This window comes from Promicromonospora alba (assembly GCF_042654905.1).
Classification (GTDB): domain Bacteria; phylum Actinomycetota; class Actinomycetes; order Actinomycetales; family Cellulomonadaceae; genus Promicromonospora; species Promicromonospora alba.
Map to the genome: position 1 here is coordinate 262,698 of NZ_JBHSFI010000002.1, position 17,025 is coordinate 279,722.

At 70.5% G+C, this 17,025-nt stretch carries 17 protein-coding genes; 8 read left to right on the forward strand and 9 right to left on the reverse strand.

The genetic code is table 11. The features are described 5' to 3' along the window. Positions 1 to 193: 193 nt before the first annotated feature. Complete coding sequence (locus ACFO6V_RS04305; RefSeq protein WP_377132595.1) at positions 194 to 760, reverse strand: class I SAM-dependent methyltransferase; 567 nt, start codon at positions 758 to 760, stop codon at positions 194 to 196. A 40-nt stretch (positions 761 to 800) separates the two neighbouring features. Continuing rightward, on the reverse strand, positions 801 to 1,640 hold the full coding sequence (locus ACFO6V_RS04310; protein WP_377132597.1) for an SDR family oxidoreductase: 840 nt from the start codon (positions 1,638 to 1,640) through the stop codon (positions 801 to 803). 62 nt (positions 1,641 to 1,702) lie between these two features. Between ACFO6V_RS04310 and ACFO6V_RS04315 the strand changes: the two genes are divergently transcribed. The 6 genes from ACFO6V_RS04315 to ACFO6V_RS04340 all read left to right on the forward strand — a co-directional run bounded on the left by ACFO6V_RS04315 (position 1,703) and on the right by ACFO6V_RS04340 (position 8,255). Continuing rightward, entirely contained in the window at positions 1,703 to 2,062 is a 360-nt protein-coding gene (locus tag ACFO6V_RS04315) for a winged helix-turn-helix transcriptional regulator (protein ID WP_377132599.1), read from the forward strand. A 95-nt stretch (positions 2,063 to 2,157) separates the two neighbouring features. Further along, entirely contained in the window at positions 2,158 to 2,382 is a 225-nt protein-coding gene (locus tag ACFO6V_RS04320) for a heavy-metal-associated domain-containing protein (RefSeq protein ID WP_377132601.1), read from the forward strand. Further along, positions 2,379 to 4,484, forward strand: a complete 2,106-nt coding sequence (locus tag ACFO6V_RS04325) for a cytochrome c oxidase assembly protein (RefSeq protein ID WP_377132603.1) — start codon at positions 2,379 to 2,381, stop codon at positions 4,482 to 4,484. Before ACFO6V_RS04320 ends, ACFO6V_RS04325 begins: the two co-directional genes overlap by 4 nt. After that, complete coding sequence (locus tag ACFO6V_RS04330; protein ID WP_377132605.1) at positions 4,481 to 6,730, forward strand: heavy metal translocating P-type ATPase; 2,250 nt, start codon at positions 4,481 to 4,483, stop codon at positions 6,728 to 6,730. Before ACFO6V_RS04325 ends, ACFO6V_RS04330 begins: the two co-directional genes overlap by 4 nt. After that, positions 6,727 to 7,326: a DUF5134 domain-containing protein gene (locus ACFO6V_RS04335; RefSeq protein ID WP_377132607.1), complete on the forward strand. Its 600-nt coding sequence runs from the start codon at positions 6,727 to 6,729 to the stop codon at positions 7,324 to 7,326. The genes ACFO6V_RS04330 and ACFO6V_RS04335 overlap by 4 nt, the downstream gene beginning before the upstream one ends. 5 nt (positions 7,327 to 7,331) lie before the next feature. Continuing rightward, complete coding sequence (locus tag ACFO6V_RS04340) at positions 7,332 to 8,255, forward strand: copper resistance D family protein (RefSeq protein WP_377132609.1); 924 nt, start codon at positions 7,332 to 7,334, stop codon at positions 8,253 to 8,255. 9 nt (positions 8,256 to 8,264) lie between these two features. Here the strand turns inward: ACFO6V_RS04340 and ACFO6V_RS04345 are convergent, their stop codons facing one another. From ACFO6V_RS04345 to ACFO6V_RS04370, 6 genes are all read right to left on the reverse strand, one after another. Then, positions 8,265 to 9,062 (reverse strand): M56 family metallopeptidase, encoded by a 798-nt coding sequence (locus tag ACFO6V_RS04345; protein ID WP_377132611.1) that lies wholly within the window; start codon positions 9,060 to 9,062, stop codon positions 8,265 to 8,267. A gap of 7 nt (positions 9,063 to 9,069) precedes the next feature. After that, positions 9,070 to 9,450, reverse strand: a complete 381-nt coding sequence (locus tag ACFO6V_RS04350; protein WP_377132613.1) for a BlaI/MecI/CopY family transcriptional regulator — start codon at positions 9,448 to 9,450, stop codon at positions 9,070 to 9,072. 101 nt (positions 9,451 to 9,551) lie between these two features. Beyond that, entirely contained in the window at positions 9,552 to 10,706 is a 1,155-nt protein-coding gene (locus ACFO6V_RS04355) for an MFS transporter (protein ID WP_377132615.1), read from the reverse strand. A gap of 235 nt (positions 10,707 to 10,941) precedes the next feature. After that, a complete protein-coding gene (locus ACFO6V_RS04360; protein WP_377132617.1) occupies positions 10,942 to 11,202 on the reverse strand; it encodes a hypothetical protein in 261 nt (86 codons plus the stop codon). Between the two features lie 369 nt (positions 11,203 to 11,571). Continuing rightward, on the reverse strand, positions 11,572 to 12,915 hold the full coding sequence (locus ACFO6V_RS04365; protein WP_377132619.1) for a replication-associated recombination protein A: 1,344 nt from the start codon (positions 12,913 to 12,915) through the stop codon (positions 11,572 to 11,574). Further along, complete coding sequence (locus ACFO6V_RS04370) at positions 12,912 to 13,256, reverse strand: winged helix-turn-helix transcriptional regulator (protein WP_377132621.1); 345 nt, start codon at positions 13,254 to 13,256, stop codon at positions 12,912 to 12,914. Before ACFO6V_RS04370 ends, ACFO6V_RS04365 begins: the two co-directional genes overlap by 4 nt. Positions 13,257 to 13,320: 64 nt before the next feature. Between ACFO6V_RS04370 and ACFO6V_RS04375 the strand changes: the two genes are divergently transcribed. Then, the gene (locus ACFO6V_RS04375) at positions 13,321 to 14,184 is read left to right on the forward strand and encodes an SDR family oxidoreductase (protein ID WP_377132623.1); all 864 of its coding nucleotides are present in this window, start codon (positions 13,321 to 13,323) and stop codon (positions 14,182 to 14,184) included. A gap of 78 nt (positions 14,185 to 14,262) precedes the next feature. Here the strand turns inward: ACFO6V_RS04375 and ACFO6V_RS04380 are convergent, their stop codons facing one another. Then, entirely contained in the window at positions 14,263 to 15,792 is a 1,530-nt protein-coding gene (locus tag ACFO6V_RS04380) for an alpha-L-fucosidase (RefSeq protein WP_377132625.1), read from the reverse strand. A gap of 208 nt (positions 15,793 to 16,000) precedes the next feature. Between ACFO6V_RS04380 and ACFO6V_RS04385 the strand changes: the two genes are divergently transcribed. After that, positions 16,001 to 17,017 carry a LacI family DNA-binding transcriptional regulator gene (locus ACFO6V_RS04385; protein ID WP_377132627.1) on the forward strand — a complete coding sequence of 339 codons (1,017 nt, stop codon included), beginning with the start codon at positions 16,001 to 16,003 and terminating at the stop codon, positions 17,015 to 17,017. Positions 17,018 to 17,025: the final 8 nt, after the last annotated feature.

A 17,025-nucleotide genomic window follows, 5' to 3' on the forward strand; every position in this document is an offset into this window, starting at 1 on the left:
CGCTCACGGCACCAGGACAGGGCAGCACCGACGCCCGGCGGGCGTTCCAGGTGTCCACCGCGGCGGCGCCCCAGAACAGTTCGAGGGCCTCGCCGATCTCGTCGTCTGTCACTGACGCCAGCGGCCGTCCCTCGCCGAGCCGTTGGGTCCTGAACGCTGACCACGCTTATCGCCAGCGCCAGGGAGCAAGCGATCAAGCCGCCGTGCTGGCGCGCGGGACCCTGACCTGGAACAGGCGTCCCTGACGCGTCTTGATGCCAGCAGTCGTGGTTTCGTAGCCTTGGCTCGCGAGGAGCGCGGCGAGGTGTGGTGGAGGCCCGCCGGACGGCGGGCTGAACGCGCAGACAAAGATCCCGCCCGGTCGGAGCACCCGTCTGATCTCGGACAGTCCGGCCGGGATGCTCGGCCAGAAATGCAGATTGTCGATCGCGAGGACCGCATCCATCGTCCCGACGGATACGGGAAGATCCGCGGCTGTGCTCCGATGGAGCTCGAGCCGACCCTCTTTGACGGCGGCGGTGTTTCGTTCGCGAGCGTGCTGATGCATGACTGCAGAGGGATCGACGCCCGCCACGTGTCCGTCGGGGACGGCTTCGAGCAGTCGCTGCAGTGCCACACCCGGCCCGAATCCGATCTCGAGGACGTTCGCGTGCGGGTCCAGGTCGAGCAGCTTGATCGCGTCGTTCGCGAGGCCGGTTCCCGTTCGCGCCATCAGCCTGGCTGCCGCGTGCCCGGCGGTCCCGCGAGGGTGGACGAACATGTCGTACATACTCATGGCTTCGCTCCTCCCCCGCCGGTCCTCAGGCGCCCATCGCGCGCAGCCAGTCCTCGACGCTCCGAGGGGACAGCCCCAGGAGCTTCTGCGCCGAACGGTCGGCAGGGATCTCCTCGCCGGGCTGCCCGGCGCGGTAGCGATACGACTCGACCACCGGAGCGGCCCCGGCTGCGCCAAACATCGGGATGATCATCTCCCCCATCTCGTCGGCCGTGATCGCACGGTAGGACACCGGCGCACCGAGATACCGGCTGAAGCCGTCGGCGAGGTCCGCCCCGACCAGACCCGGGAGGGCTCCGACCGAGACGATTCCGGTGACCTCCGGAGTCTGGAGCAGCCGGACGACGACTTCGGCGACGTCCAGGTGCGAGCTCCACGACGTGGCATAGTCCGCCCGAAGCGGATAAGGCAGGACGCCCTCGTGAACCGCGGACAGCAGCGGAGGCAGCAGCAGGTTCTCCAGGTAGAGCCTCGGCTCGACGATCGCGTAGGACACCCCCGATGCCGCCAGCTCGCGAACCATCACGTTCGGTGCGTCCAGGTCACTCCCACCGGCACCGATGGTGTAGCCGCTCGTGGAGAACACCACCCGCTGCGGCCGGGCCCGGCGGACCGCCTCCCCGATGACGAGCGCCTGCAGACGCTGGACGTAGGCGGGTCCCACCGGCAGGTGGACGAAGACTCCTTCGGCGCCTTCGTACGCCGCCGCGACGGAGTCCACCGAGGAGAGATCGACCGCAACGGCCTCGCCGTCGACCTTGCTGGTGTCGCGGACCGCGGCGACGGGTGAGAGTCCGGCGGCAGCGAGAGCCGACAGGACGGGGGAACCTTGAGCGCCGGTAGCACCGTGCACGATGTATGCCATGGAGCCATTACTGCACGCAGTGCACCAGTTACATCAACTGCAGTAATGGGTAGGGTCAGTTTGTGAGATTCGACCACTGTCCCTTCCGGGAGTGCGGGATAGCGCGCTTCCTCAGCCTCCTCGACGGCCCCTGGGCCACCCTCATCGTCCGCGAGCTCCTCAAGGGACCGCACCGGTTCAACGAGCTCCTGGAGTCCTTGCCGGGGATCAGCGCACACACCTTGACCAACCGGCTGCGCAAGTTCGTCGCCGCGGGCCTGGTCACCCGGACCGCCTTTGCCGAGATCCCCCCGCGCGTGGTGTACGAGCTCACACCGACGGGGCATAGCTTGGGGCCGGTCCTGGAGGCGATGAACGAGTGGGCCCTGACCGTTCCCGCAAGCGTCTTCGACCCTGACAGCAGCGATACCCCCAACACCTGAGCCATCCGTCGAAACGTCCGACTTGCGTCGTCAGTCGCAACATCTACATCATGTAGATTCGCCTGACGACCGAGACGAGACTGGCGGTAGTTCAGATGTACAGGTTTGAGTTGCGTGTCGACGGGATGACCTGCGCCGACTGCGAGAGAGCCGCGACGCGCGAGCTGGTACGGGTAAGCGGCGTGGAGGACGTCCAGGTCGATGTGCCAGCTGGGCTGATCTGGGTGGACTGCAGGTCGGTGCCGCCCCGCGATCAGGTCGAGGCCGCCGTGTACGACGCCGGTTTCGACCTCACCGCCATGTCGGAGCTTGCTCGATGAATGCCGGAGCGACCGCTGTTGTCGTGGGGCCACGGAGCCGGAGCGACGGCGGCGGCCCGGTGGTGCGGCGAGACGTCAACGCTGTCGCGCTGCTCACGATCGCCGCGGCGGCCGTGCTGCTCGCCGTGCCTGCGGTGACGACGAGCCTTGCCGGAGAGATGCCCTACCAGCGCATCCATGCCGGCTATCCCGGGGCCGACATCGCGATCGGCACCACGATCTCCAGGTCCCTGGCGGACGCGGCGGCGATCGTAACGGTCGGGGCCCTGGCCGCCCTGCTCTTTCTGCGCGACGTGTTCGCGGCGCGCGCCCAGGATCTCGGGGACCAGTTCGAGCTGCGCGTGCTGCGGATGTCCGCCGCTGTGTGGTCGATCGCGGCCGCCGCGTCCGTCATGTTCGAGCTGTTCGACGCGAACGGCGTCCGGCCCTCGGAGCTGAGTGCGGGCGGGGCCGCGATCGCCGCGCAGCCAGGGCTGGCGGACCTGATTCCATCCCTGTTCGAGGCCAGCTCCCTGGCGTGGACCGTGAGCTTCGTCGGGTCGGGCCTCGTCGCGATCAGCAGCTGGTTCGTCGAGCGCTGGACCGGACTGCTGATCCCGCTCTGGGCCGCGTGCGTCGCGGTCCTGGCGCCCGTGGCCGTCGGGCAGATCCTGGTCGGCCCGGGCCACGACCTCGGCAGCGACGCCGGCTACTTTCAGACGCTCGCGGTCGCCGTGGGCCTGGGTACCGTCCTTGTCTCCGCGATCCGCCTCGCCTCCGGCCGGTTCCTTCCGATCGCGACCCTGCGGCGACGGTTCCTGATCTGCGCGGTGGCCCTGTCGGTAGTGCTCGTGACCGACCCGGTCCTTGCGCGGTTCAAGTTGCAGGGTGAGGGCGCGTGGGAGTCACCGACCGCCTGGCAGGTCTACGCACGCGGCGCTGTGACGGTCACACTGCTCTCGCTCGCGATCACCGCGTGGGCGCTGTGGCGCGTCGGACGGCTTACCGACAAGGGGATCACGAGGATCGTGGGGGCGGCCGCGCTGGCGGCCGCCCTGTGGATCGGCATCACCGTGGCGATGGACCGCATCCCTCCCCCGCAGTACTTCGTGCCCACGAGCATCCCGCAGAACTTCCTGGGTTTCGACGTCGATGCCGCCCCGACGGCGCTGGTCCTGTTCACGCACTGGCGCCCGAACCTGCTGCTCTCCGGTCTCGCCGTGGCTGGTGTCGGGCTGTACCTGCTCGCGGTCCGCACGCTGCACAGGCGTGGCGATCGCTGGCCCGCCGGACGCACGTTCTCGTGGGTGGTCGGCTGGTCCGTCGTAGTGGTCGCCTCGGGCTCCGGGTTCGGCAAGTACTCCGCAGCCGACTTCGGCATCCACATGGTCGTGCACATGAGCCTGAACATGCTCGCGCCGCTCCTGCTGGTCCTCGGCGGCGTCGTCACGCTCGTCATGCGCGCGACCCAGGCGGGAGGCGAACGCGCCGCGGGCCTTCATGAGTGGACGACCTCGGTCCTGCACTGGAGGGTGCTGCGCTTCGTCTACAACCCCCTCCTGGTCTTCGCCGTCTTCATCGGCTCCTACTACGGCCTCTACTTCAGCGGTCTGTTCGAGGCGATGGTGCGCTACCACTGGGCGCACCAGCTCATGAACCTCCACTTCCTGGCCGTCGGCTACCTCTACTACGGCCTCGTGATCGGCGTGGACCGTCCCCCGCGTCCGTTGCCGCACGTCGGGAAGCTCGGGTTCGTCCTGGCGGCGATGCCGTTCCACGCCTTCTTCGGCGTCATCCTCATGAGCAGCTCGCTGATCGTCGCCGAGAACTTCTACCGGACCCTGGACCTGCCGTGGGCCGACCTCGCGGCGTCGCAGTACCTCGCAGGCGGGGTCGCGTGGGCCGCCGGGGAGCTGCCGCTGATGATCGTCGTCGTGGTGCTCGGCATCCAGTGGGCACGTCAGGACGCGAAGGAAGCCAAGCGCAAGGACCGGCACCTCGACTCCGGGCTGGACGACGAGTTCGAGGAGTACAACCGGATGCTCGAACGACTCGCGAGCAGGGAATCGGTCCAGCCCGGCCAGCCGGCGAAGACACCACAGCTCAAGGAGACACACGGATGACGATCGCCGAACCCCTCGACCGGGTGGACCCCGTCGAGCTCGACATCTCAGGGATGACCTGTGCCGCCTGCGCGCGCCGGGTCGAGCGCGCGCTGAACAAGCTCGACGGCGTGGACGCGAGCGTGAACTACGCGACCGAGCGCGCGGTGGTCAACGGCCTGGACGAGGAGCGCATCGCGCTCGCGGTCCAGCAGGTCGAGAAGACCGGGTACGGCGCCCATCTGCACGACGGCGAGGACGACGCCTGGTCCCGCCGCGCCACCGAGGTCCGGATCACCTCGCTGCGGCGACGGCTCGTCGTCGCGGCGCTGCTGACCATCCCGCTGATGGACATCACCATCGTGTTCGCGCTCGTCCCCGGGTGGCGGTTCCCCGGGTGGGAGTGGCTCTGCGTCCTGCTCGCGCTGCCGATCGTGACCTGGGCCGCATGGCCCTTCCACCGGGTGACGCTCAAGAACCTGCGGCACGGCACCGTGAGCATGGACACCCTGGTCTCGCTCGGGATCGCCGTCTCGTTCGGCTGGGCGCTGGTCACGCTCGTCCTCGGACTGGACGGACCCGCGTACTGGCTGGGTTTCGGCAGCACACCCGACGGCGCGGACGCCATGTACCTCGACGTGGCGGCGGGTATGACGACGTTCCAGCTCGCCGGGCGGTACTTCGAGACCCGCTCGCGCCGCAAGGCCGGTGACGTCCTGGGCGCACTGAGCAGGCTCGCCGCGACGCGGGTCCGCATCCTCCGCGACGGTGTCGAGGTCGTCGAGCCGTCCGCCCGCCTGCGCCGCGGCGACACCTTCGTCGTCCTCCCCGGCGAGACCATCCCCGCGGACGGCGACGTGACGGCGGGAGCCGCCGCGGTCGACGCCAGCATGATGACCGGCGAACCGCTGCCGGTCGAGGTCGTCTCGGGCGACGTGGTCACCGGCGGGACGATCAGCACCGACGGGCGTCTCGAGGTGCGCGCCACGTCGGTGGGCGCGAACACACAGCTCGCGCAGATGGCCGCGCTCGCGCAGCGGGCGCAGGCCCGGAAGGCGAACGTCCAGACACTCGCCGACCGGGTCACCACCTACTTCGTGCCGGCGGTGATCGTGCTCGCGCTCCTCGTGTTCGTGGCCTGGCTGCTCGGCGGCGCCCCGGTGCAGCAGGCGATCGGGACCGGCATCGCGGTCCTGATCATCGCGTGCCCGTGCGCGCTCGGCCTGGCCACCCCTACCGCGCTCATGGTCGGGATCGGGCGGGGAGCGAGCCTGGGCATCCTCGTCAAAGGGCAGGACGCACTCGAGGCGAGCGGCCGGATCACGACAGTCGTCCTGGACAAGACAGGCACCCTCACGACCGGTCGCATGGCCGTCCAACGGGTCACCGCCCTGGCCGAGCTGTCCGAGGACGAGCTGCTGCGGCTCGCGGCATCGCTCGAGCAGGGCTCGGAACATCCGATCGCTCGCGCGATCCTCGCCCGCACGGCCGAGCATCCGCCCGCCCTCCCCCCCTTCAGCGACTTCTCGGCCCTGCCGGGACTCGGCGCCTCAGGCCGGGTCGCCGGCCACGACGTCCTCATCGGCAACGCCCGGCTGCTCGCCGAACGGGCTGTCCAGATCCCAGCCGGCGCGCGGGTCGCGCTCGACCACGCCGACGAGCAGGGACGGACTGCCGTGCTCGTCGCCCGGGACGGCGAGGTGGTCGGCGTGATCGACGTCGCCGACGAGATCAAGGCGGACGCGCAAGCCGCGATCGACGCGCTCCACGAGCAGGGACTGGAGACCATCCTGCTCACCGGTGACAGCGCCGCGGCCGGTCAGCGCACGGCCGACCAGCTCGGGATCAACGTCGTCCTCGCCGAGGTCCTGCCCGCGCAGAAGGCGGAGGTCGTACGTGACCTGCAGGCACGCGGCAAGAACGTCGCGATGGTCGGCGACGGCATCAACGACGCCGTCGCGCTCTCCGCGGCCGACCTGGGACTGGCGATCGCGACCGGCACGGACATCGCGCTCAAGGCGGCCGACATCATCCTGGTGCGCGAGGACCTGATGGTCGTACCCGACGCGATAGCGCTCGCCCGGCGCACCCTCCGGACCATCCGGACGAACCTCGGGTGGGCCTTCGGCTACAACATCGCCGCGATCCCGCTCGCCGCCGCCGGTCTCCTCAACCCGCTGATCGCCGCCGCGGCGATGTCGCTCTCCTCGATGCTCGTCGTCCACAACAGCCTGCGGCTGCAGAACTTCCGTACACGACGACAGTGATCGACGATCCCGCGCTGCAGTGGGCGCTCACGGCCCTGTTCCTCGTCACCGCCACCTACTCCGGCTGCCTCCTGCTCCTGGAACGCCGCCCGCTCGCGGCCGTCGGGCACCTCCTCCACATCGGCATGAGCCTCGGCATGGTGCTCATGTGCTGGCCGTGGTGGTCGCAGCTCCCCGTGCTTCCCCAGCTGATCGTGTTCGGTGGAGCGGCAGGGTGGTTCGCGCTCGTGTACCTGGCACAGGTCTCCCGTAGGATCCCGCGGCGCGCGGCCGGCGATCACGGACCGGTCCACCAGGCCCTGCACGCCATGATGATGCTCGCGATGGTCTGGATGGTCGCTGCCATGACGTCGGCGCCCGGCTCACCCGTCGCCACGTCGGGCTATGCGCATACGGCCATGTCCGTCCCCGTCGTGCTCGCCGGGGTCGTGATGGTCACCGCGCTCGTGGTGGCCGGCGTGCTGTTCCTCCTCGACTGCGCCGAGGCGGCGCGCACCTGCTGGCACGTGCACCGCAGCCACACCCTCGAGTCGGCGTCGGGCTCACTGATGAGCCTGGGCATGGTCGCGATGTGCTGGCCGATGCTGGTCGGGTGACGGCGGTGCGCACACCGTTCACCACGCCGGGCTCGACCGAGCTGGCCATGGACGTACTCACGGCGGGCCAGTATCTCGGCCTGCTCGTGTTCGCCGGTCTGGTCTTCTTCCAGGTGGCCGTGCTGCGAGAGCCCCGGCTGCCTCGCCGGCTGCAGGGCCTGCTGCGGGGCGCTGCCCTCGTCGCCGTCCTCTCGTCGATCCTGCTCGTGCCGGCCTCCGCCCTGCGGGTGGTCGGCGCGGAAGCATGGTCCGTCGTCTCACCACGCAGCTGGCTGCCCGCCGTCCTGCCCGCGCCCGGGGCGGCCGCGGTCCTGGTCACGGCCGCTGTCTCGGTGGTTTGCCTCGTCCTGACGCGGCGCGTCGGACACGTCGGTCAGGGCATCAGCCTCCTGTGCGCGACGCTTGCCGTGACGGCGCCGGTGCTCGTCGGCCACACGCAGTCGGTCGAGCCGCAGTGGGCGATGATCCTCGCCGACGTCGGGCACCTGCTCGCCGCGGCGTTCTGGGCCGGCGGGCTCGCCGGCCTGGCCCTCTACCTGCCGGCCATCGGGCCGCGCCCCGGCCACGACGCCGATCCGCTGCACGCGGTGGGCGTCACCGTCCGGTTCTCCACCTTCGCACTCGTCAGCACCCTGCTCCTGGCGGTCAGCGGAACCGTCATGGCAGTCCTCATCGTCGAGACGCCGCAGAACCTGGTCGGGACCGGGTACGGCCGGGCCCTGCTGGTGAAGCTCGGCGTCATCGCCGTCGTGATCGCCCTCGCGGCGTGGAACCGCCACAACCTGCTACGCCGGATCGTCCCTCGGCCGACGGTGTCGATGCGGTGGCGGGCCCTGCACCGGGTACTCGTCGTCGAGGCGTCCCTGCTGGTGGCGGCCGTCGTCATCACCGGCATCCTCACCAACTCCAGTCCGGGCCACTCCCACTGAGGAACGCCGTCACAGCGCTGCCGGCGGACCCGGCCGCCGTCGGCGCGGCCAGCGGCGCATCGCCAGGCGCTCGGCACGCAGCGCCATCGCGGGGTCGCCGGTCGCTGCCCCGAGGTGTGCCAGGGCGTTCGCGAGGTTCGCCGCTCCTGCGCTTCGTGCGGCGAAGTCGTCAGCCATCAGCTCGACCAGGAAGAGGGTCGCCCGCTTGAGCGTGGTGCCGGCGCGCAGCCGGCGAGGCAGGCACAGCGCGTTCACCTCGGCAATCCGCACGGCGAGCCCGTGCCGGAACCGCAGGTGCGCCCACTCGTGAGCGATGACCGCATCGCGCTGCGCGGGGGTGAGCTCCCGCTCCAGGGCGGTCGAGACGAAGATCTCCCGGCGCTTGCCCGGCGCCGCCCAGGCGACGGGCTCCTCGGACGCGAACCGCACGACGGTGAAAGGTTTCCGCTCGGTCCTCGACAGCGCGACCGGTGCCATCCGGTGCACGGCCGCCCGGCCCGATGCGGCCAGCGGTTCGGCCGAGGCGAGGGCGAGCGTGAGCACCGCTCCGACCCCGCCCAGCCCGGTCCATGCGGCAAGGGTCAGCGCCAGGCCCTCACCGGCATGCGACGGGGCAGCCGTCGTCGACACCACCGCGGCGATGATCACCGCTGCGAGCGCGAGCCCGGTCCCCACGAAGAAAGCGCCGAACCACAGCGAGAGGGCGGCCGCCGGATGGTGCACCTGCCAGCGCCCGCGGGTCAGCAGCGCAGGCGCCGACAGCATCAGCAGCAGTGCCCCGACCGCGAGACATGACGGTACGAGCATGACCGCCCTACCGTGGCTCTCGACGGTCGCTCTTGCCGATCGCCGCGCGGAGCAGCTCGACGTCCGCGGGATCGAGGTTCCCCGCGAACGACAGCAGTGCGGCACGCCGGTCGCCGGCCCCGTCGAGCGCGGACAGCATGGTCGCGCTGGCGTTCTCCTCCCCGGACCGTGCGGCCCGGAACCGGATCCTCCGCGGCGAGTCGCTGGAGCGGACGACCTCGCCTTTCTTGTGGAGCCGCTCCAGGGCCGTCATCACTGTCGTATAGGCCGGCGGGTGGCCGGTGAGGCGCGGCTGGATCTCGATCGCGCTCAGCTCGCCGCCGTCCTCCCGCAGGATGCGGAGGATCTCGCCCTCGAGCTCACCGCGCGCGCGTGTTCGTATGGTCATCGCAGGGCACCTCCTCCCGGGGAAATCTACATCGTGCAGCGCTGCCGGACGGCCAGGGCGGCAGCCTCAGCCTCGCCACGGAGTTCTCCGCGGCCACATCTTTAGCCGGGGCCACGGCAGGCGAGGGCGATGCCCACGCAGCTGAGGGCCACCGTGGTGACGAAGGTGAGGGGCAGGCCGACGACGTCCGCGACGAAGCCGATCACGGGCGGCCCGCCGAGATATGCGAAGTACCCGACAGCGCTGACCTGCGCAGTCATCGCCGCGGCCCGGCCGGGTGCGGATCGGCTGGCACGGGAGACTGCCACGGGGAAGACCGGTCCCAGTACCAGGCCGATCAGGCCGACGGCCGCGGCCATGGCCACGGGCTCGGCGGCGACCGAGCCGAGCAGCACGAGGCAGACCACGGCCACGGCAACGGTCGTCAGGACCTTGCGTTCCGAGAAGCGGTTCAGCACGGCGTCACCCGCGGAGCGCGAGATGAACATCGCCAAGCTGAACAAGGCGAGAGTGATGGCTCCCAGGGAGGTCGGCGCCCCCAGGTCGCGGGTGATCAGCAGAGCCGACCAATCGGTGACCAGGCCCTCGATGAGCAGGCCTGAGACGGCGAGCACCGCGATCGTCATCGGCAGACCGAAGCGCCGACTCCGCACTGTGACCAGTGCGCCTGAGACCTCGCGGGCGTCGGGGCGCCAAGGCTGGGACCACAACATCGGAGCAGACATCAGGGTCAGGGTCACGAGGAGGATGGCTACCACGAGGAAGTGCTCGGTCGCGGTGGCACCCACATGCGTGGCAGCTACGCCGCCAAGGGCACCGGCCAGCACGCCCAGGCTGTATCCACCGTGCAGCCGGGACAGGACCCTGTGACCGGTGTGCTGTTGGTAGGCGATGCCGGCGGTGTTCATCGCGATGTCGAGGACGCCGCTGGCTGCCCCCAGCGCCATGAGCACGCCGGTCAGCTGCCACACACCGTCTGCAACGCTGATCAAAGGCAGCGACGCGCTGAAGAGCAGCGCGGTGGCCACGCACACCGGTCCTGACCTCACACGGTCGAGGACCCGAGCGGTGAGCAGAAGTGCGGGGACGGATCCGGCGGCGACGCCGAACAAGGCAATACCAAGTTCGCTGTCGCTCAGGCCTAGGAGGTACTTGACCTCTGGAATGCGCGGGGCCCAGCTGGAAAGAACAGCCCCGTTGACGAAGAACGCGACCCAGAGACAGGCGACGAATGAACGGTTGCGTGTCAAGTACAAGGCGACCCTCAGGCCGCCCTGACGACAACATCTCGCCTTTCCCCCGGACGGTCAGGAGAGGCGGTCTATGACGTTAAAACACTCTCACGGGACCAACGAAGCATCAAGCCCACGGCGGCCGCCGAACTCGTCAGGACCGTTCGGAGCCGACCGGTACCTAACTCCGCGGGGGTGGATCGCGGTAGGGGGAATCTACATCCTGTAGCGCTACAGGACGGCCGCGGGCCGGCTTGCGTCACGTGCGACCCCACACGTGGGACCAGACCTGTTCTGACACACCTGCCTCCGGCGCGCGGTCACCGAGAGCAGCGGGCACGATCGCGGGAGCGCCGGCACGCCGGAACCGCATCAACCCGGCTCGGTACGCGGAGTCCAACTCCCCCGGCGCGATGCCGGCTGCCAGCGGCGCCAGGCCGCCCAGGGTGACGAGGTCGACGTCCAAGCCGTTGACCAGCGCGGCGATACCGCAACCCAGGCTTGTGCTCCTGGCGGGCATCTTCACCGACCGCTACCCGCAGGGCGCACTGCGCATCGCAATGGTCCTCACGGCCGCCTCGCTCGTGGCGCTCGCGGTCGTGGGCGGGAACGCAGCGGGCGCCGTCGTCGCCATCCTGCTCTGGGGGGACGGCGTTCAGCGCCCTCCCCACGCTGCTCAACGCCGCGGCGCTCAAGGCGAGCGCCGTGCCCGATGCCGCTCCCGCCGTCGTCAACGCGATGTTCAACGTGGGCATCGCCTCCGGCGCCTGGATCGGTGGACAGGCACTGCAGACCGGCAGACGCCGATGCTCGCGGCGCTCAGTGCCGCACTCGTGGCACTCTCCCTGCCGCTGACCCGGAGGCACGTTCGCTGATCCGGTGGCGGCGGTCAGTGCCCGGCGCTCTCCCCCTCGGCGCCGTCGCGCCGCCGCTCGGCCCGCAGCCCGTCCCAGTGCCGGAGCCGTTCGGTGATCTGCCGCTCGTACCCGTTCCCGGTCGGCTCGTAGTACCGCTCCCGGTCCATGCCGTCGGGAAAGTAGTCGGCGCCGGAGAAGCCCGTCTCGGTGTCGGGGTCGTACCGGTAGCCCTTGCCGTAGCCGAGGTCCTTCATCAGCCGGGTCGGGGCGTTGAGGATGTGGGCGGGCGGTATGAGCGACCCGGTGCGCTTCGCGGCGGCGGTGGCCGCGCCGAACCCGCGGTAGACGGCTATCGACTTCGGCGCGGTCGCCAGGTAGACGACCGCCTGGGCGATCGCGAGCTCGCCCTCGGGTGAGCCGAGCCGCTCGTACACGTCCCAGGCGGCGAGCGCCTGGTGCACCGCCTCCGGGTCGGCGATGCCGATGTCCTCTCCTGCGAAGCGGACGATGCGGCGGGCGATGAACAGCGGGTCCTCGCCGCCGTCGAGCATCCGGGCGAGCCAGTACAGGGCGGCGTCCGGGTCGGAGCCGCGCATGGACTTGTGCAGGGCCGAGATCAGGTTGTAGTGGCCCTCCTGGGCCTTGTCGTAGATCGGCGCGCGCTTCTGGACCTCCGCGGCCAGCCCCGCCGTGCCGAGGGGGGCGGTGCCCTCGGGCAGCGCCTGGAGCTGCTCGGCCATGTTGAGCAGGTACCGCCCGTCGCCGTCGGACATGGCGACCAGGGCGGCCCGGGCGTCGTCGTCCAGCGGCAGCGGCCGGCCGGCGTCCGCCTCGGCGCGGTCGATCAGGGTCTCGAGCGCGGCGCCGTCGAGCCGCCGCAGGACGAACACCTGGCAGCGCGACAGGAGCGCGCCGTTGAGCTCGAAGCTCGGGTTCTCGGTGGTGGCGCCGACGAGGACTATCGTGCCGTCCTCGACGTAGGGCAGGAAGCTGTCCTGCTGCGCGCGGTTGAAGCGGTGGATCTCGTCGACGAACAGCAGGGTGCCCTGGCCGATCTCGCGACGGCGCTGCGCGGCCGTGAAGACCTTCCGGAGGTCGGCGACGCCCGAGAACGTGGCCGACAGCGGCTCGAACGCGAGGTGCGTCCGCTCCGCGAGGAGCCGGGCGATGGTCGTCTTGCCGCAGCCGGGCGGTCCCCACAGGATCGTCGAGACCATCTGGCCACGGCCGACCAGCCGCCCGATCGGGGCGTCGGGAGCGAGCAGGTGGTCCTGGCCGACCACCTCTTCGAGGACGCGGGGCCGGAGCCGGTCGGCGAGCGGCCGGGGCGGCTCGTCGTCCCCGAACAGCGACAGCGGCGCGGAATCGCCGCTCATCCGGCGCTCCGCTCCGGCACGAAGGCGGACAGGGGCGCCGACGTCCCCCACTCGTTCATCGAGTCCAGCACCGGGCGCAGCTGCCAGCCCAGCGGGGTCAGCTCGTACACCACACGCGGGGGTATCTCCGCGTACGCGGTGCGCGTGACGATGCCCCGCGCCTCGAACAGCCGGAGGCGGTTGGTCAGCGTGTGCGCGCTGATGCCCGGGAGCGCGTCACGCAGCTCGCCGAACCGTTGCGGCCCGTGCATGAGCTCGCGCACGATCAGCGTCGCCCACGGCCCCTCGAACAGCATCAGGAAGCGCGCGACTCCGCACTCGGGCAGCTCTACGTCATCCATGGGCTCGACTCTACGCCATTAGTGCAGTTGATGTAACTGATGCAGTGCATGCACTAATAGGCTCATGACCTACATAGTGCATGGCGCCACCGGCGCCCAGGGTGCCCCCGTCGTCGCCGCGCTCCGAGCCGCCGGCAAGCGTCCCGTCGCGGCTGTCCGCACCACGGCGAACGTCCCCGCGGACATCGAGTCCGCCGCCGTCGACCTGGCCGACGTCCACTCGCTGGTCGCCGCCTACACCGGCGCGGACGGCGTGTTCATCCATCTCCCCATGGGGGCGCCTGACCAGGTGGCCGCCTACGTCGACGCGATCACCGCCGCCGTCGAGAAGGCGCGCCCGGCCCGCGTCGTGATCTCCACCAGCGGCGGGGTCGTCGACCAGCCCGGCTCGCCGCTGCAGGCGCCGGACGACGCGCCGCTCACCACCCTGATCCGCAGGATCACGGACACCGGGATCCCGACCGCCGTCGTGGCGCCCCGGCTGTACCTGGAGAACCTGCTGATGCCCGTCATCGAGGGCCCGGCCCGGCAGGACGGCGTGCTGCGCTACCCGCTCCCCGAGGCGTTCCCCGTCTCGTGGAGCTCGCACCTGGACGTCGCCGACGTCGTCGTCCGTCTCCTGGAGGACCCGGCCGTGACGGGGACGGTCGCCATCGGGCACCTGCCGGGCTTGACCGGCCCCGACCTCGCCGCGGGATTCGCCGAGCGGCTCGGGCGCGACGTGACGTTCGAGGCCATCACCCCCGAAGCACTCGGGGTCCTGATCACGCCATTGTTCGGCGCCGACGCCAGCGCACCCGTCGTCGGCCTCTACAAGGCGCTCAACGCCCAGGCCGGCAACACGATCAGCCGGGGCAACAGCGCTCAGGAGCTCCTCGGCCTGGCCCCGCGACCGATCAGCCGGTGGCTGGGCGAGCTCGGGATCTGACGCCACAGCCGGCCTGCTGCCCCGCGCTCGGGCAGCAGGCCGGCAGTCGGCCGCCGCCTGGCGCCCGGCGGCGTCCCGTCACGCCTGGTGCAGGAAGTCCGTGCGCGGCGAGACCTTCTCGGGTTCGAGGAACAGCTTGACCACCGCCCGACCGCTCGTCCGCACGGTCAGCTCTCCGGCGGCCTGCTCCCAGTCGACGGTGCCGGACTCCCCGAGCAGCGACACCTCCTTGATCGGACGCGTGAGCAGACCGGCGCCCTTGCCGAACGCACGGATCCGCAGGACACCGTCGGCGGGCTCGGCCAGCGGGATCGCGTAGACGTACTCACCGGTCACGTGCTTCCGCGCGGTGAACCGGAAGTCGGCGCCGGTGAACTCGGCCGGCTTGCCGTCGACAAATGATCCGACGGCGACCTCGGTCGGCCCCTCCGCGGCGATCACCCACGGTCGCGTGCCGTAGATCGCCTCGCCGTTGCGGTTCAGCCAGGCACCGATCGAGCGCAGCAGCTCCTGCTCCTCGTCCGGGATGGTCCCGTCGGGCTTGGGACCGACGTTGAGCAGCAGCACACCGTTCTTCGAGACGACGTCGGCGAGCTCGGCGATCAGGTCGTCCGCCGACTTGTACTCGTGGCCCCGCACCCACGACCACGCCGTCTTCGAGACCGAGGTGTCGTTCTGCCAGACCGACGGCCGGATGTCGCCCATCGTGCCGCGCTCGATGTCGTACACGGCGGTGCCCTCGGCGAAGGCGTCCCACTTGTAGTTGATGACCACCTCGCGCCCCCACTGCGCCGCGCGGTTGTAGTAGTAGGCGGCGAGCTGCGCCAGGTACGGCTTGAAGGCCGGCTGCTCGATCCACCAGTCGAACCACAGCACCTGCGGGCGGTAGCGGTCGATGATCTCCACGGCCCGCAAGAGCCAGTCCTCCAGGTACCGCTCGTTCGGCGCGGTCTCCTCGCGCTGCGCCGGACCGTAGAAGTCCTGGAACCGAGGGTCGAGGACGTCCGAGTCGAACCGCGCGCCGCCGTTCATGAAGAACCAGTGCTCCGCACGGTGCGACGACGCCCCGCGCACCATCCAGGCCCGGTCCGTCGCCTCGGAGAGCGCCCCGAACACGTCGCGCTCGGGGCCCATGCGGGCGGCACTCCAGCGGGAGCGGTCCGTGTCGTACATGGCGAAGCCGTCGTGGTGCTCGGCGACCGGGACCACGAACTGCGCGCCCGCCTGGCGGAACAGCCTTGCCCACTCGTCCGGGTCGAAGCGGTCCATGGTGAAGGACGGGATGAAGTCCTTGTAACCGAAGTCGCGGTGGGCGCCGTACGTCGCGACGTGGTGCTCGAACTCCCGCGTGCCCTCCCGGTACATCTCCCGCGAGTACCACTCGCTGTTGAAGGCGGGCACCGAGTAGACGCCCCAGTGGATGAAGATGCCGAACTTGGCGTCCTCGTACCACCGCGGCGGGGTGTAGGCCCGCAAGGAGTCCCAGTCGTCACGGTAGGGGCCGGCGTCGATGACGGCACGCACCTGCGCGAGGGCGCCGGTGTTGTCGGACACGTCGACGGGCGCGGGCAGCGCGCCGGGATCGATCGGATGCAGCGCGTCGGTCATGAGAGTTCCCTTGTGCTCAAGTGATCCGGTCGTGGCCTCATACGAAACGTTACGCTTTTCGGGATGGAGGCTAGTTCTCCGGCGATTTTGGTGTCAATGGCCGCTGAGGGTTCTGTTCTTGACGCGGGACCGCCCCGGATCCTAGGTTGGAGCGAAACCTTTCGCCTTACCGGAGCAGGCTACGGTTCGCCTGAGGCGAGGAGCGCACGTGCCGACCTACAAGGACATCCAGGCGATGACGGGGCTGTCCCTGTCGACGATCTCGAAGTACTACAACGGCCTGCCCGTCCGGGAGAAGAACCGGCTGGCGATCCAGGAGGCCGCGACGTCGCTCGGCTACCGCGTCAACACCGTCGCGCGGAGCCTCCGCTCGCGCCGTTCGTCGACGGTCGGTGTGCTTCTGCCCGCGCTCGACAACGACTTCCACCTGACGATCATCGCCGGCGTCGAGGCAGCGCTGCGCGCCGACGGGATCAGCGTGCTCGTCTGTTCGAGCAGGCCGACGCCCGGTGACGCGGTGGACTTTCTCATGGGCCGGATGGTCGAGGGCATCATCGCGGTCCCCACGTCGAACGACGTCGACGCCCTGCGGAAGGTGGCGGCCCAGGGCGTTCCGGTCGTCGCGATCGACTGGGTGGCCCCGGACCTCGACACCGACCGGGTGGTGCTCGACAACCTGGCGGCGGGGGCAGCGGTGGCCCGGCATCTCGCCGACCACGGGCACGGGCGGGTGGCACTTGTCGGTGGTGATCCCGCGATCTCCACCATGCGCGAGCGGGCCGAGGGCTTCCGCAGCACGCTCGCGGCCCGGGGCATCTCGCTCGAGGAGGAGTGCCTGACCTCCGGGCCGCTCACCGTCGAGAGCGGCCAGGCCTCGACGGAACGACTGCTCGCACTCCCCGATCGCCCGACCGCCCTCTTCGCCGCCAACTACGAGCTGACCCTCGGGATGCTGATCGCCGTGAACGACTCCGGCCTGCGCGTCCCGACCGACATCTCGCTGGTCGGGTTCGACAGCGCAGAGCTCGCCCGGGCCGTGCGTCCCCAGCTCACGATGTTCGAGCAACCGACACCCGCCATCGCCCGGGAGGCCGCGCGGCTCGTCCGGGAGCGACTCGACGGGCAGGCGGGGGCGGGACCGGAGACCGTACGCCTGGGCGGTCGCCTGCTGGTCGGCGCGTCGGTCGCCGTGCTCCACGACCGGGCGACACCGCCCCCCGGCTGAGCGGCGGC

What these genes read in the sequence shown, in the direction of transcription:
- ACFO6V_RS04350 (WP_377132613.1), bottom strand. Translation starts at nt 9,450, where the DNA reads ATGACCATACGAACACGCGCGCGCGGTGAGCTCGAGGGCGAGATCCTC.
- ACFO6V_RS04365 (WP_377132619.1), bottom strand. Translation starts at nt 12,915, where the DNA reads ATGAGCGGCGATTCCGCGCCGCTGTCGCTGTTCGGGGACGACGAGCCG.
- ACFO6V_RS04360 (WP_377132617.1), bottom strand. Translation starts at nt 11,202, where the DNA reads ATGCCCGCCAGGAGCACAAGCCTGGGTTGCGGTATCGCCGCGCTGGTC.
- ACFO6V_RS04345 (WP_377132611.1), bottom strand. Translation starts at nt 9,062, where the DNA reads ATGCTCGTACCGTCATGTCTCGCGGTCGGGGCACTGCTGCTGATGCTG.
- ACFO6V_RS04305 (WP_377132595.1), bottom strand. Translation starts at nt 760, where the DNA reads ATGTTCGTCCACCCTCGCGGGACCGCCGGGCACGCGGCAGCCAGGCTG.
- ACFO6V_RS04380 (WP_377132625.1), bottom strand. Translation starts at nt 15,792, where the DNA reads ATGACCGACGCGCTGCATCCGATCGATCCCGGCGCGCTGCCCGCGCCC.
- ACFO6V_RS04330 (WP_377132605.1), top strand. Translation starts at nt 4,481, where the DNA reads ATGACGATCGCCGAACCCCTCGACCGGGTGGACCCCGTCGAGCTCGAC.
- ACFO6V_RS04370 (WP_377132621.1), bottom strand. Translation starts at nt 13,256, where the DNA reads ATGGATGACGTAGAGCTGCCCGAGTGCGGAGTCGCGCGCTTCCTGATG.
- ACFO6V_RS04325 (WP_377132603.1), top strand. Translation starts at nt 2,379, where the DNA reads ATGAATGCCGGAGCGACCGCTGTTGTCGTGGGGCCACGGAGCCGGAGC.
- ACFO6V_RS04320 (WP_377132601.1), top strand. Translation starts at nt 2,158, where the DNA reads ATGTACAGGTTTGAGTTGCGTGTCGACGGGATGACCTGCGCCGACTGC.
- ACFO6V_RS04310 (WP_377132597.1), bottom strand. Translation starts at nt 1,640, where the DNA reads ATGGCATACATCGTGCACGGTGCTACCGGCGCTCAAGGTTCCCCCGTC.
- ACFO6V_RS04375 (WP_377132623.1), top strand. Translation starts at nt 13,321, where the DNA reads ATGACCTACATAGTGCATGGCGCCACCGGCGCCCAGGGTGCCCCCGTC.